This is a genomic window from Bacteroides sp. AR29, from assembly GCF_900217715.1.
GTDB classification, from domain to species: domain Bacteria; phylum Bacteroidota; class Bacteroidia; order Bacteroidales; family Bacteroidaceae; genus Bacteroides; species Bacteroides uniformis.
This window is the reverse complement of the sequence record NZ_OBMS01000019.1, coordinates 79,098-92,591: the sequence shown is the minus strand read 5'-3', so window position 1 is coordinate 92,591 and position 13,494 is coordinate 79,098. Positions and strand designations below refer to the sequence as shown.

The 13,494-nt window shown below is 41.1% G+C and carries 13 protein-coding genes and 2 pseudogenes; all 15 read left to right on the top strand.

Translation table 11 applies throughout. The annotated features are described in order from the left end of the window. Positions 1-287, top strand: a pseudogene (locus CSD97_RS12990) (IS4 family transposase); the annotation flags it as partial. A gap of 57 nt (positions 288-344) precedes the next feature. Beyond that, a complete protein-coding gene (locus CSD97_RS12985) occupies positions 345-1,226 on the top strand; it encodes a glycosyltransferase (RefSeq protein ID WP_098032531.1) in 882 nt (293 codons plus the stop codon). A gap of 120 nt (positions 1,227-1,346) precedes the next feature. Then, positions 1,347-2,093, top strand: a pseudogene (locus tag CSD97_RS12980) (glycosyltransferase family 25 protein). A 207-nt stretch (positions 2,094-2,300) separates the two neighbouring features. Beyond that, positions 2,301-3,335, top strand: a complete 1,035-nt coding sequence (locus tag CSD97_RS12975; protein ID WP_098032529.1) for a hypothetical protein — start codon at positions 2,301-2,303, stop codon at positions 3,333-3,335. A gap of 10 nt (positions 3,336-3,345) precedes the next feature. Further along, the gene (locus tag CSD97_RS12970) at positions 3,346-4,425 is read left to right on the top strand and encodes a glycosyltransferase family A protein (protein WP_098032528.1); all 1,080 of its coding nucleotides are present in this window, start codon (positions 3,346-3,348) and stop codon (positions 4,423-4,425) included. A 29-nt stretch (positions 4,426-4,454) separates the two neighbouring features. Then, positions 4,455-5,432, top strand: a complete 978-nt coding sequence (locus CSD97_RS12965) for a glycosyltransferase (protein ID WP_159461930.1) — start codon at positions 4,455-4,457, stop codon at positions 5,430-5,432. 3 nt (positions 5,433-5,435) lie between these two features. Continuing rightward, positions 5,436-6,245: a glycosyltransferase gene (locus tag CSD97_RS12960; RefSeq protein WP_098032526.1), complete on the top strand. Its 810-nt coding sequence runs from the start codon at positions 5,436-5,438 to the stop codon at positions 6,243-6,245. A gap of 96 nt (positions 6,246-6,341) precedes the next feature. Beyond that, entirely contained in the window at positions 6,342-7,535 is a 1,194-nt protein-coding gene (locus CSD97_RS12955; RefSeq protein ID WP_098032525.1) for a hypothetical protein, read from the top strand. 9 nt (positions 7,536-7,544) lie between these two features. Then, a complete protein-coding gene (locus CSD97_RS12950; RefSeq protein WP_098032524.1) occupies positions 7,545-8,318 on the top strand; it encodes a glycosyltransferase in 774 nt (257 codons plus the stop codon). Between the two features lie 4 nt (positions 8,319-8,322). Next, positions 8,323-9,399, top strand: a complete 1,077-nt coding sequence (locus CSD97_RS12945) for a glycosyltransferase family 1 protein (RefSeq protein WP_098032523.1) — start codon at positions 8,323-8,325, stop codon at positions 9,397-9,399. A 6-nt stretch (positions 9,400-9,405) separates the two neighbouring features. Beyond that, complete coding sequence (locus CSD97_RS12940; protein ID WP_098032522.1) at positions 9,406-10,521, top strand: glycosyltransferase; 1,116 nt, start codon at positions 9,406-9,408, stop codon at positions 10,519-10,521. Further along, complete coding sequence (locus CSD97_RS12935) at positions 10,509-11,177, top strand: sugar transferase (protein WP_098032521.1); 669 nt, start codon at positions 10,509-10,511, stop codon at positions 11,175-11,177. Before CSD97_RS12940 ends, CSD97_RS12935 begins: the two co-directional genes overlap by 13 nt. Positions 11,178-11,196: 19 nt before the next feature. Beyond that, complete coding sequence (locus CSD97_RS12930; protein WP_098032520.1) at positions 11,197-11,481, top strand: PqqD family protein; 285 nt, start codon at positions 11,197-11,199, stop codon at positions 11,479-11,481. Then, positions 11,478-12,587 (top strand): nucleotidyltransferase family protein, encoded by a 1,110-nt coding sequence (locus CSD97_RS12925; RefSeq protein ID WP_098032519.1) that lies wholly within the window; start codon positions 11,478-11,480, stop codon positions 12,585-12,587. The genes CSD97_RS12930 and CSD97_RS12925 overlap by 4 nt, the downstream gene beginning before the upstream one ends. Beyond that, positions 12,584-13,468: a phosphoenolpyruvate carboxykinase gene (locus CSD97_RS12920; RefSeq protein ID WP_098032518.1), complete on the top strand. Its 885-nt coding sequence runs from the start codon at positions 12,584-12,586 to the stop codon at positions 13,466-13,468. The genes CSD97_RS12925 and CSD97_RS12920 overlap by 4 nt, the downstream gene beginning before the upstream one ends. Positions 13,469-13,494 lie beyond the last annotated feature (26 nt).

The following is a 13,494-nucleotide window of genomic DNA, read 5'->3' as shown; positions in this document are numbered from 1 at the left end:
TAATCGAGCTGTTCTTCAAATGGCTCAAGCAGCATCTCAAGATAAAGAAATTTTGGGGCACAACAGAGAACGCTGTTCGCATACAAATCAGTGTGGCTATTATCACATACTGCCTTGTGGCTATTGTCCAACATGATATGAAGTTGAAACGCTCAACCTATGAAGTTTTGCAAATTATCAGCATATCATTGACTGACAAAACCCACTTGCGTGACCTGTTCGATAAGACTAATTTCAATGATGTCAAAGATCTAAATAATCCCCTTATTCCGGGGCTATTTGATTAATTGTTTAACTCGTCCCATTTTAACGGGACACTAATGTAAATAATAAATCCTTCAATTATGGACGTATCAGTAATTATTGTTAATTACAAAACGCGTGATATTACTCTTCAGTGTTTGCGTTCACTTTTTCAAAATACTAGTGGCGTTGAAATGGAAGTAATAGTAGTAGATAATGCATCAGGTGATGCTACTCCGCAATATATTCACCAAGAATTTCCCCAAGTTCGTGTTATAGAAAGTAATGAAAATTTAGGATTCGGGGGGGGGAATAATCTTGGAAATAGTTATGCAACAGGTAAATATCTATTTTTCCTAAATAGCGATACAATAGTTATTCGGAACATAGCTTATTGTTTTTTTGATTTTATGGAGAAACATCCGGAATATGCTTCATGTGGAGGTAATCTTTTGGATAGATATGGAACGAATGCAGTTTCGCATGGGAAATTTCCTTCATTACTGCAAGAATTTTCAGATATTGGTTTTTCTATATTTTATAGAAAATTCTATAGGAATAAACTTGCGTTAGGACAATGCATATACAGCGGTGATTATCGAAATGTAGATTACATATCTGGAGCTGATATTTTTATTCGAAAAGAAATTTTTGATTCTATGGACGGTTTTGATAAAAATATATTTATGTATTATGAAGAAACCGATTTGTATTTCCGAATGTATAAAAAAGGGCTGAAATCATGTTTACTGCCTTATGCTATTATGGTTCACCTAGAAGGAGGATCTTTTAGTAACTATAAAGAAATGAACTTAAAGCGTTTTTGGCTTAACAGCAAGAGTAAGTTTTATTTCTATAAAAAAAATTATGGAACTTGGCAAATGAATGCCATGAGAATATTAAATATACTATCTATTTTAACACACTCTTATAAAAACTTTGGTGATTCCTTGAAATGTATTTTATTACTTATTAAATATTGAAATTCACTGGTGTCACGTTAAATTTTCGTTCATATTATTCTTGAAAAAATGAAAATCGCAACTCTTTGATATTGAAAAAAGAAGTATGTGTGACTTTTGAATGAAAAAAATTGAAGTGGGATGAAAACGTATATAATTAATTTAAAGAAATCTTTAAAACGAAAGTCTTATATGGAAGAGCTATTAAGATCATACCAGGATTTTCTAGATGTACATTTCATAGAAGCTATAGACGGTAAAAAGATGTCTAAAGAGCAATAAAGTGATCTCTGGAACCAAAAAGCAACATATAAGACTTACGGTCGTTATATGAAAAGTGGTGAGATTGGCTGCGCCCTGTCTCATAGAAAATGTTATGAAGAGATTTTGAAACAACAGGATGACATGGCTTTAATATTGGAGGATGATATATCATTTCAAGATGTAAATGTGAAGAATATTATTATATCTGTACAAAATGTATTACAAACTAAAAAACCGGTCGTATTGTTATTATCCGGTGATTATTGGTATACTCGAAAAAAGTGGGTTTTAAATAAAGATTTTCAGCTGGCAAATGTGCATGAAGCGATGGGGGCTATTGCTTATATTGTAAACAGAAGTGCAGCTCAGAAAATGTTATCTTTACAGAAAAGATATTTGGCAGATGATTGGTATAATATAAAGAAAACTGGAATAAAATTATATGCCTTATTCCCACATTTTGTAGATTGTGCGGATTTAGGCACAGAAGTTTCGAATAATGGATATGTTGGAACAATTCGTAATAATTTATCCTGTCCTGTCATGTTACATTCTTATTATAGAGCAGTTATTCGCCAAATACTTGGAAGAATCAGACATTTTGAAAAAAGAGTGTGTTTTTAATATTGGCAGGTTTAAATATCGTTTTTAAAGATGGAAAAAAGAGCCATGTATTTCGGTTATAGTACCAGTCTATAAAGATGAGCCTTATTTGCTTAAATGCCTTTATCCTTTTTATTTTTATATTTAATTCGGCACGTTTCTTTTGGAAATGTTGGAAAAGAGAAACCTTTGTAGTCTTGTCGATTTTTTTCAGGAAATAATAATACTATGTACAACAATTATAAAGTAGTAGTAAATACCGCTGCCGGTCGTCGCCGGTATATGCAGTATTTAATTCCATATATCGTGGATTGTCCATATGTTGACCGGTATGATATATGGATAAATACTCATAATGGAGCTGATATTGAATTCTTCAAACGGATAGCAGAAAATTTTTCCGTAGTTAATCTTGTCTGGCAACCGGACAGTTTGGTCAATGGGAATGCCAGCATCAATGCTTTCTATAAGGCTTGTATAGAACCGGAGACAATTTATTTCAAGCTGGATGATGATATAGTATGGATGGAGCCGGGGCTTATTGAAAGAATGGTAGAATTCAGGGTTGATAATCCCGAATATTTTCTTGTGTCTCCGTTGGTAATCAATAATTCATTGTCCACTTACCTGCTTCAGTTAACCGGTAAGTTGCATTTGGACAGATATTATAATGCAGAATCCGGTCATCCTGTATTGTGGAAAAGTGGAAACTTTGCAGGAGAACTTCATGAATGGTTTATTACAAAATATTTAAGGACTGGAAAATGGAGAGAACTACATTTAGGTAAGAAAGTGATGGGAATGACTCGCTTTTCAATCAATGCCATTCTGTGGTTTGGCGATGAAATGAAGAAGTTTACAGGAGTTGTTCCCGGAGATGATGAGGAATTCATGTCTTGTATTTATCCTACTATGCAAGGTATAGCCAATGCTTGGAACGGTGATGTGATAGCTGCTCATTTTGCTTTTTTCACTCAGCGTGAAAAACTCGACAAACAAGGTATTTTAGAACAATATGGTGAAATTGTCGGTAAGCAATGGCATTTGGATAACGAAAAGGCAGAGGTTTATGATGCGGTGCAGGGTATAATGAGGCAAATTGATACTGATGAAACGGAGCTAATGAAGAGACCGTCTCCTTATAAACGGATAGCGACGAATGTGAATTTTAAAGGTAAAGTAAAACGATATATACCTAATATAGTTTTTGAGCTGAAAGCATTTTGGGAAGGTCAAAAAGACCGCGAAGGCTTTATAAAATAGCGAGATTCTTATGGATAAGATTCTGACAGTGATTATTCCTACCTATAATATGGAGGATTATCTTCGTTATTGTTTGGATTCTCTTTTGATTAAGGAGAATTTTAAGCAGTTGGAAGTCTTGATTATCAATGATGGGAGTAAGGACAGTTCTTCTGCCATAGGGCATGAATATGAACAATTATATCCTGAAGTCTTTAGGGTGATTGACAAGGAAAACGGAAATTATGGTTCATGTATCAATAGGGGATTGAAGGAAGCTAAGGGGAAATATGTGAAGATATTGGATGCAGATGACAGTTTTCATACCAAGCATTTTGAGGCTTTTGTTTCCTTCCTTGTAGAAATAGATGCCGATTTGATTCTTTCGGACTTTGCGGTGGTGAATGTGAATCGGGAAGTGAAAAAAATAATTCACTATTGCTTTGGAGAAGAAAAATTGTATGATTTCAAATCCATATGCAATACTCATACATTTAAGAACATGCAGATGCATGCTGTTACCTATCGACGTGAAAATTTGCTGAATTTCGAATACCAGCAAACTGAAGGTATTTCATATACAGACCAGCAATGGATTTTCCTTCCCATGATGACTGTTAAATCAGTGGCCTGTTTTAATCGTTTTGTTTACAAATATCTTATCGGAAGGGAGGGACAAACTGTTAATTCAAAAGATAGATTGAAAGGAATCGTTCAAATTTCCCGTTGTGCCGCAGATATGGTTTCCGGATATGAATATCATAAAAAAGATATGAAAGAAGCTTCTCTCTTGGAATATATGTATGGCCGTATGATTCCTTTGGTAAAGAATGTCTATGTGTTTCTTCTTACACATTATGAGGATGAAACTAAGAAGATGTTAACTGATTTTGATGAGCAGATAAAAAGTCTGAGCGATGAGATATATGAGCATATAGGAAGTAAAGAAATAAGTTCATTTATGGGATTTGAATACATTAATTATTGGCGTAAAAATAAGAGTGTAAATCCGCTGATTATAAAACTAATGAGCAAATCTTATCTATTGTTACTTAAATCAAGACAAGCCTTACAGAAAACAGATGAAATGGCTGTTCCGGCTTCTCTTTAGTTTCTTTTATTTGTTGAAATAATATAATAGTGAAAGTTTCTGTAATTATACCTGTTTACAAGGTAGAACGTTTCATTGTGAAATGTGCGGAATCGTTATTGGCACAGACATTGGACGAAGTGGAGTTTATTTTTGTGGATGACGCTTCGCCTGACAATAGCATGAAGCTGCTTCAGGCTTGTATTGAAAAATACCCTCAACGGAAGTCTTGTGTCCAAATAATCCACCATTCCGAAAATAAGGGACTTCCTGCGGCGAGGAACAGCGGGTTGGCTGTAGCGAGCGGAGAATATGTGTTCCATTGTGATAGTGATGACTTTGCAGACAATAATATGTTAGAGGTGCTTTATCAGATGGCGACAGAGCATAGTGCCGATATCGTATGGTGTGACTGGTATCTTTCTTTTGAAAAGAACGAAAGGTATATGAAACAGCCTCGCTATGCAACACCGATGGAGGCATTAAAAGGCATGTTGAGTGGAGCAATGAAGTTTACTGTGTGGAACAAACTGGTGAAGCGTAGTTTGTATGTGGATAATCATATAGATTTTCCGGCAGGCTATGGTATGGGAGAGGACATGACCATGATGCTGCTGTTTTCTTGTGCGGAAAAGGTGCATTATCTCCCTCGTGCGTTTTATCATTATGTGAAATTGAATACCGATGCTTTTACGCAGACTTTTTCAGAACGCCATTTGATAGACCTAAAATACAATGTCCATCGCATAGAGACGTATATGAAAGCCAAATATGGTACGGAACTGGATAAGGAGATTGCATTCTTGAAACTAGATGTGAAATTTCCGCTTCTGATAAGCAATAACTCTAATAAATATCGTATATGGAAAAAGCTATATCCTGAGGCAGATGCATATATCGGTAAGAATATGTTAATATCCAAACGTGCCACATTGATTCAATGGTGTGCATGGAAAGGAGTCTTTGTTGTAGTTCGTTTGCATTATTTCTTATTGCAGAAGATTGTCTATGGCATTATATACAGATAAAAGATGAAGGTATATATTACGTTACTTTCCAACAAAAATTATTTGCAGGGAGTGTTGGTCTTGCACCGTTCCTTAAAGGCTTCAGAATCCCGATACCCCCTTTATTGTGCCTTATCTGTTTCCATTGATAAAGAAACAGAACATATTTTGGAAAGAGAGGGCATTCGGTGCGTTCGTCTCTTGCATTCTGCCGTAACCGGAAATGTCAACCCTTTAGGAAAAGGATTCTCGCATTGGAATTACACTTTTGACAAGTTGTTGATTTGGGGATTGACCCAATTTGAGAAAGTCGTATTTTTGGATTGCGACATGTTGATAGTGAGGAATATTGATGGATTGTTTGAACATGAGGCTTTTTCTGCGGTAAGTGCGGACTCGTCCTATCCGGGAAATGAAAGTTGGGTGGGCGGGCTTAATTCCGGTCTCATGGTTATAGTGCCGGATAAGGAGGTGGAAAGACAGCTGTTGCAGACCATTAGCATTGTGGTGAATGATTGTACGAAAAGAAATCTGATGGTAGGCGATCAAGATGTGATTAAACGGTTCTTGCCCGACTGGGGAAAATGCGATTCATTACATTTGGATGAAGGGTATAATATCTTTGCCGATCATCTTACATATTACATTCGTCATTTGGGATATTCGCTAAAAGGAAAGATGGGAAAAGCAGTATATGTGATTCATTTTATAGGCAAGTCAAAACCTTGGATGAAAAAGTCCTTCAGGGAGTATGTGTGGATGTTCAAAATGTGTTCTACAAATCCTTATTATCTTCTTGCATATACCCGATTCAGAAAATATTTGAATACATAAATGAAACGTATATTATCTATAATCATATTGTCAATAATCTGTAGTTGTTATTATTTTCCCCTTACTTTAAAAGCATTCCCGTCTGTCAACTCAAAAATGTTTGTAGCGGCATTGGGGTTATTGTTTTTTATTTGGGAACATATCAAGAACAGAGCGCCTATTATCAGAAATGAGATGCTCCCGATTCTGCTATTAGGGCTTTTGTTTTCGTTGTCATCATACTTTTCTGTCGTTTATAACAGTACGGACGATTTTATTTTTGCCACTTATTTCATTTCCATGAGTGTATGGTTAGGTGGCGCATATTTTGTGGTTTACATGTTGAAGCAAGTATATGGCACAGTTACACTAAATGTTGTATTCTTTTATATGTCAGTTATGTGCGCCGGACACTGTATTTTAGCTGTTGTCATAGACAATTTTCCGGCGTTAGCGGATATGATAGATTCTGTATTTGTCCAAAAGGAGAAAGAGTATTTTGAGGTTAATCCGCGTCTGTATAGTATAGGAGTCGGATTTGATACGGCAGGAATACGTTTTTCCTGCGTTTTGTTGGGTACGGCTTACCTGATAAAGAAAGCTGTCACAAATACAGAAAGAAGTTTTTATATAGTACTGTTCCTGATTATAGGAATTATTGGAAATATGATTTCACGTACTACGACAGTTGGTTTTGCTATTGCTGTGGTTTATCTGCTATTTTCATCCGGCTATTGGTTAAAAGTAGGGATTACATTAAACAAAATTTTATGGATTATGGGGGCTTGCCTTTTATTGGTATCTCTCATTTATGCCGGGACTTATTTATATGCGAATTCACAAGGGTTCAGAAGTTCTTTTGATTATGGTTTCGAGGGCTTTATAAATTGGTATAAAACGGGCTCGTTTTCAACCCACTCTTCAGACCTGCTGGTCAACAGTATAGGGGATATACTTCCAGACAATAAAAAAACATGGATGATAGGTGACGGATATTTTGCGGATCCTTTTGATCCGAGTGCATTTTATATGGGAACGGATATGGGATATATTCGGTTTATATTCTATTGTGGAATGATAGGATTGGCTTTTTTCTTCTTTTATTTTATTTGCTGCACATACGTACTCTGTAAGCGCGATGAGAATATGAATCTGTTTTTTTGGTGCTTATTTGTGATACAGCTTATTGTATGGGTTAAAATCCCGACAGATATTTTCTGTTTTTATGCTTTGTTATTGTTGGCAGATACTCAACAGGATGAAGTTAATGTTATTGTGGAAAGTAATGATAAAACTAAATCGTTGTATTAAGATTCTGATATGATACCCAAAATTATTCATTATTGTTGGTTAAGCAACGACCCGTTTCCCGAAAAGATACAAATGTGTATTGATTCATGGAAAAAGGTAATGCCCGATTATGAACTGAAGTTGTGGGACACGCACAATTTTGATATAGAGAACAGCACCCCATACGTAAAAGAAGCTTTTGCCAATCGTAAATGGGCATTTGTAGCGGATTATATTCGCCTATATGCACTTTATACAGAAGGTGGCATCTATTTGGATTCAGACGTGAAAGTACTGAAATCTTTTGATGGATTTTTGCATCACAAGTTTTTCACAAGTATGGAATATCATCCCTTTATGATTGAGCGGGATAGTTCTTTATCGGACATAGACGCTGACGGGTATAGGATTGCGGACAAATATATATCCGGTATTGAATTACAGGCAGCCATAATGGGAGCGGAAAAAGGATGTATATTTGTTAAAAATGTGCTGGATTGGTATCAAGACAAGCACTTCATTAGACCGGATGGTAGCATGGGACTGGATGTGATAGCCCCACAAATATATGCCCGTATTGCAGAAAATTATGGTTTCAGATATAAGGATATAGACCAACTATTGGCAGATGGTCTGATGGTTTATCGCTCTGAAATCTTTGCCGGGAACAGACGTGAAGCCACGCCTGCATCATACGCCATTCATTATTGTGAAAATAGTTGGAATGAACGGGCACTGCTGGATAAAATCCGACATTATTGGAGATTTTTTCTATATCTATTTAAATCAAAAATGAGTAGATAAGTTTATGATTTATGTTAACGGAAGGTTCTTATTGCAAAATTTGACAGGTGTTAACCGTTTTGCATACGAACTTTGCAAGGCATGGGTGCAAAAGGGGGTATCTTTTACATTATGCTGTCCCCCCGGTTCCATCAAGGAGTGTTATGATGTTTCCCGTTTTAACATTGTGGTGTGTGGTTGGGGCAAATCTCATGTCTGGGAACAGTTGTCGCTACCTTTATGGTTCAGTAAGGTTAAGGGAGAAAAAGTGCTGGTCAGTTTTACAAGCTTAGGGCCTTTGCTGACACGAAAGAAAATTATAACGATTCACGATTTGGCATTTATGGCAAATCCGGAATGGTATTCCCGTCCGTATAGATTATGGTATAGGCTGATGACTCCCCTTTGTGCTGCTACATCCATGAGAATATTGACTGTGAGTGAGTTTTCCAAATCGGAAATCATGCGCAGGCTTTCAATAGATGGTAGAAAAATTAATGTCATTTACAATGCGGTTTCTTCCCAGTTCTATGTTCCAACCAACAGATGTAAAAATACAAGGGAAATCACCGGAGAAAAATATATATTGGTAGTGTCTTCCATTGACCCTCGAAAGAACTTTTCCACATTATTGAAGGCATTTACTCAAATTAAAGATAAAGAGCTTAAATTGTATATAGTTGGAGGACAGGCTAATATTTATTCAACTTCCATTAAAGAGCTATGTAATAATATCCCTACTGATAGAATTAAATGGCTGGGACGTGTAACCGACAGCGAATTGAAAGAATATTATGCTAATGCACATGCCTTCATTTATCCATCCATTTATGAGGGATTTGGTATTCCGCCATTGGAAGCTATGGCGTGTGGTACTCCGACCATAGTGTCTGATATTCCCCCTTTGCAGGAGGTTTGCGGAGAAGCATCATTATATGTTAGTCCATTAGATGTGGAGGATATTGCAAAAAAAATAGCTCTATTGGTTTCAGATACAGAATTGAGAGAAAAACTTCGTATGGCAGGTTATATTCGCCAGAAACAATTTTCATGGGAAAATAGTGCAAATGCAGTATGTAATTTGCTGTATGCCATTAAATAGAGTCTTATGAAAATCCTCCAACTCGGTAAATTCTACCCCGTCCGTGGCGGTGTGGAGAAGGTAATGTACGACTTGATGCAAGGCCTTTCTACCCGTGGTGTGGACTGTGACATGCTCTGCGCCCTGTCCCGTGGCGGGTCGCAGGTGGTGGACATAAACGCACATGCACGATTGATAGGTTGCCACACCTGGATGAAGGTGGCGGCTACGATGATTTCGCCCGCCATGATATTCTCTTTGAGGAGAAGGTGCGGCGAGTATGACATCATCCACGTGCACCACCCCGACCCGATGGCCTGCCTCTCCTTGTTCCTTTCGGGCTACAAGGGGAAGGTGGTGCTGCACTGGCACGCGGACGTCGAGAAGCAGAAGATGCTGCTGAAACTTTACCGCCCCTTGCAGGAGTGGCTGTTGAAGCGTGCCGACGTGATTGTGGGTACGACACCTGTCTATTTGGCAGAATCTCCCTTCCTGACCCGGGTGCAACCGAAAGTGAAGTGTTTGCCCATAGGCATAGAACCGGTTCCCGCCTGCCCCGAACGGACAGGGGAGCTACTGGGAAGGTATCCGGAGAAAAAAATCATCTTCGCCTTGGGAAGGTTGGTGGAGTACAAAGGATATCGGTATCTCATAGAGGCTACCCGCTACTTGAGGGATGACTACGTGGTGCTGATAGGCGGCGAAGGAGTGCTGAAGGAGGAACTTCAAAACGAGATAGTGACCTTAGGAGCAGAAGAGAAAGTGAAACTGTTAGGGCGGATTCCCGATGAGGAGCTGCCCGCCTATTACAATGCCTGCACGCTCTTCTGCCTCTCTTCCATACAGAAGACGGAGGCGTTCGGCATCGTGCAGATAGAGGCGATGTCGTGCGGGAAACCTGTGGTAGCCACGCGCATTTCCCATTCGGGTGTGGCGTGGGTGAACGAGCACGGGGTGTCGGGGCTGAACGTGATGCCGCGTGATGCGAAGGCATTGGCTGATGCCATCAGGACGATAGCCGGTGACGAACTGGCATATAGGAAATTTTCCGCAGGTGCGGAGAAGCGTTATCGGGATATGTTCACGAAGGATAAAATGATTAATAATGTATTAGATATTTATAACAAGTTATGGATGAAATAAGAGTTGCTTCAAGGAAATCAATAGATTCCTTAAGTGTCGGGACTTACCGTCAAGGGATTGCGTCTCCGGCTGAAAGCAGGACAAAGAGAGTACTGGACTTTGTGGCAAGTATTATCGGCATGGTTGTTTTCTCACCGTTATTCCTGATCATTTATATCGCCATAAAGCGTGAGGACGGGGGAAATGCCATTTTCAAGCAGGAGCGTGTGGGCTATCGTGGAAAAATATTCACGCTCTACAAGTTCCGTTCCATGGCTGTCACGTCTGAGGCAGATGGAAAGCCGGCATTGTGCAGCGGAAAGAATGACAAACGCCTGACCCGCGTGGGGCGTTTCCTGCGCGAACATCATTTGGACGAATTGCCGCAGTTATGGAACGTGTGCAAGGGGGAGATGAGTTTTGTCGGTCCACGTCCGGAGCGCAAGTTCTTCGTGGATAGAATCAAGGCCATCAATCCCGATTATGAATTGCTGTACCGGTTGCGTCCCGGTTTGTTCTCCATCGCTACGCTTTACAACGGATATACGGACACCATGGAGAAGATGCTGGAGAGGCTGCGGATGGACTTGGATTACCTCCACAACCGGTCGTTGTGGCTTGACACGAAAATCATCTTCTTGACAGCGTTCTCCATTCTGTCAGGGAAGAAATTCTAACGGATAACTCTTGCATATCATGGCAAACAAAGATAAAATGGTACCGAAACCGACCCTGAAGCTCCGCAAGATAGGCAGCAAATATATGATTGTGGAAACTTCCGACAGTTGTGTGAACCTGACGAACGTATATAGCCTGAACGAAACTGCCGCCCTGCTTTGGGAGATGCTGTGCCGGGAAGACGGGCGCACACCCGAAGAACTGGCGGAGGAGTTATGCAAAACGTATGAAGTGGAATACGAACGCGCCTTGCACGATGTGGAAAGCCAGTTGGCGGAATGGGAAAAGATGGGACTGTTATGACGCTTTCTTCTGAATATATGGCGCTGTTCAGCCTGCTGCGTGCCGGATTGTGGGAGAGGGAACCGGATGACCTGTCGCCTTTCCCGTTGACGGATGACGAGTGGCGGGATGTCTATCAGATGGCGGTGCGCCAGACGGTGGCGGGCATCGCTTATCGCGGGTTGCACCATCTGCCCGATGTGTTGCTGCCCGGCGATGACCTGATGATACGTTGGGTGGCGCAAGCAGAGCGCATCGAACAGAAGAATAAGTTGATGAATTCGGTGATAAATCGGTTGTATCAACAGATGGACCACCACGGCCTGCATCCCGTGTTGCTGAAAGGACAAGGTGTGGCAACCTTTTATGAATATCCGTTGCTGCGCGAGTGCGGGGACATCGACCTTTACTTCTCCACGAAAGAGGAGATGCGGAAGGCCGCGGAAATAATGAGCCAAGCTGGATGCCGGTTAGAGGGATTGCCTGACGGAAGTGATTGTTACCGTTGGCAAGGTGTGGAAATAGAGCACCACGTGCGATTGTTAGATTTCAGCAATCCGTGGTTGAAAGGTTGCCTCTCCACATTGGTTGCGAAATATGGGTTTATAGACCAACCTCTAACCGGAAATCCTTCGACTGAATCTCCGGTGACGGTTTCCGTGCCATCGCCCTTGCTGAACCTGCTGCTGCTGAACGCCCATCTGCTGAAACATATCATGGGGCATGGTGTCGGGCTTCGGCAGTTTTGCGACATGGCAAGGGCTTACCATAGGCTGCAGGGTTGCTATTCTCCTGAAGAGCTGGAAGCCGTGTACAAGCGGACGGGCCTGATGAAATGGAGCGTGCAACTTCACACTTTCCTGACGGAGCACCTCGGGTTGCATCGCGCCGAACTGCCTTTGATGGATATGGATGCGTGTACTTCTCCCGAGTTGCTGCATATCGTGCTCGAAGGGGGAAATTTCGGGCAATACGGCGATACCAAGGGCAAGGTTTCCCAGGCAAAATGGGAGCGGAAGTTGCATACCTTCCTCTCTTTCTGGAAGCATCGTGGCTTCTCCAATGCCTACGCACGCAAGGAAGCGTTCTGGACTTCGATAAAACTAATAATAGGAAACCTCAAATGAGAAACGAATATTTTTTCAGAGTGGCAGGACTGCTGTTTTCTGTCACTCTTCCCGGCAGTTGGGAGGTGGAAACGTTGCTGCCTTCCTTCCGTCCGTTCCGGTGCGGGGCGAAAGGCATGCGGATTTTCCGGTTGATTGTCACCACACAACCTTTTGCGGATGACGGAAAACGCACGGAACTGTTAGGAGAATCGTCCAATGATATGGGGCATGTACGTCTGTTGCGTGACATCGACGGCTATCGGATGGAAATTGATAATGGCTCTGTGGAGAACGGCATGGTGCATGTAATGGTCGCAGACTCCATGTTCGACTATGCCATGGCCTACCTCCGTCCGGAAGATCCGTCTATGGGAACGGTGCTTTCATCTATGATTCGTATCCTTTATGCACAGGCGGTGCTTGAATACGACGGGGTGTCTGTCCATGCTTCCTGTGTCAGCCAGGATGGCAGGAGTTTCCTGTTTTTGGGCAAGAGCGGAACCGGCAAGAGCACGCATGCCCGGCAATGGCTGGAAACATTTCCGGATTGCCATCTGCTGAATGACGACAATCCCGTATTGCGGATAGAAAACGGCAGAGTGATGGCATACGGTACGCCCTGGAGCGGGAAGACACCCTGTTATAAGAATGAGTGCTATCCGGTAGCCGGTATCGCCCGCTTGCAACAAGCCGGAACGAACCGGTTCACTCCGCTTGAGGGACCGGATGCTTTTGCCGCCTTGCTGCCCTCCTGTTCGGCCATCCGGCAGGACGCGCACTTGCAGGAGGCGTTGTACCACACCTTGATCCGGATTTCCGAACAAGTCTCCGTCGGATGGATGGAATGTCTGCCCGAACAGGCGGCGGCGAGGGAATGCGCTTTTTCAATTGATAATTGATAATTTAAAATTGATAATTCATTCAT

Bases quoted from the DNA above. Each gene is read 5' to 3' on its own strand.
- CSD97_RS12985 (WP_098032531.1), top strand. From the start codon at position 345: ATGGACGTATCAGTAATTATTGTTAATTACAAAACGCGTGATATTACT.
- CSD97_RS12975 (WP_098032529.1), top strand. From the start codon at position 2,301: ATGTACAACAATTATAAAGTAGTAGTAAATACCGCTGCCGGTCGTCGC.
- CSD97_RS12970 (WP_098032528.1), top strand. From the start codon at position 3,346: ATGGATAAGATTCTGACAGTGATTATTCCTACCTATAATATGGAGGAT.
- CSD97_RS12960 (WP_098032526.1), top strand. From the start codon at position 5,436: ATGAAGGTATATATTACGTTACTTTCCAACAAAAATTATTTGCAGGGA.
- CSD97_RS12955 (WP_098032525.1), top strand. From the start codon at position 6,342: ATGTTTGTAGCGGCATTGGGGTTATTGTTTTTTATTTGGGAACATATC.
- CSD97_RS12950 (WP_098032524.1), top strand. From the start codon at position 7,545: ATGATACCCAAAATTATTCATTATTGTTGGTTAAGCAACGACCCGTTT.
- CSD97_RS12945 (WP_098032523.1), top strand. From the start codon at position 8,323: ATGATTTATGTTAACGGAAGGTTCTTATTGCAAAATTTGACAGGTGTT.
- CSD97_RS12940 (WP_098032522.1), top strand. From the start codon at position 9,406: ATGAAAATCCTCCAACTCGGTAAATTCTACCCCGTCCGTGGCGGTGTG.
- CSD97_RS12935 (WP_098032521.1), top strand. From the start codon at position 10,509: ATGGATGAAATAAGAGTTGCTTCAAGGAAATCAATAGATTCCTTAAGT.
- CSD97_RS12930 (WP_098032520.1), top strand. From the start codon at position 11,197: ATGGCAAACAAAGATAAAATGGTACCGAAACCGACCCTGAAGCTCCGC.
- CSD97_RS12925 (WP_098032519.1), top strand. From the start codon at position 11,478: ATGACGCTTTCTTCTGAATATATGGCGCTGTTCAGCCTGCTGCGTGCC.
- CSD97_RS12920 (WP_098032518.1), top strand. From the start codon at position 12,584: ATGAGAAACGAATATTTTTTCAGAGTGGCAGGACTGCTGTTTTCTGTC.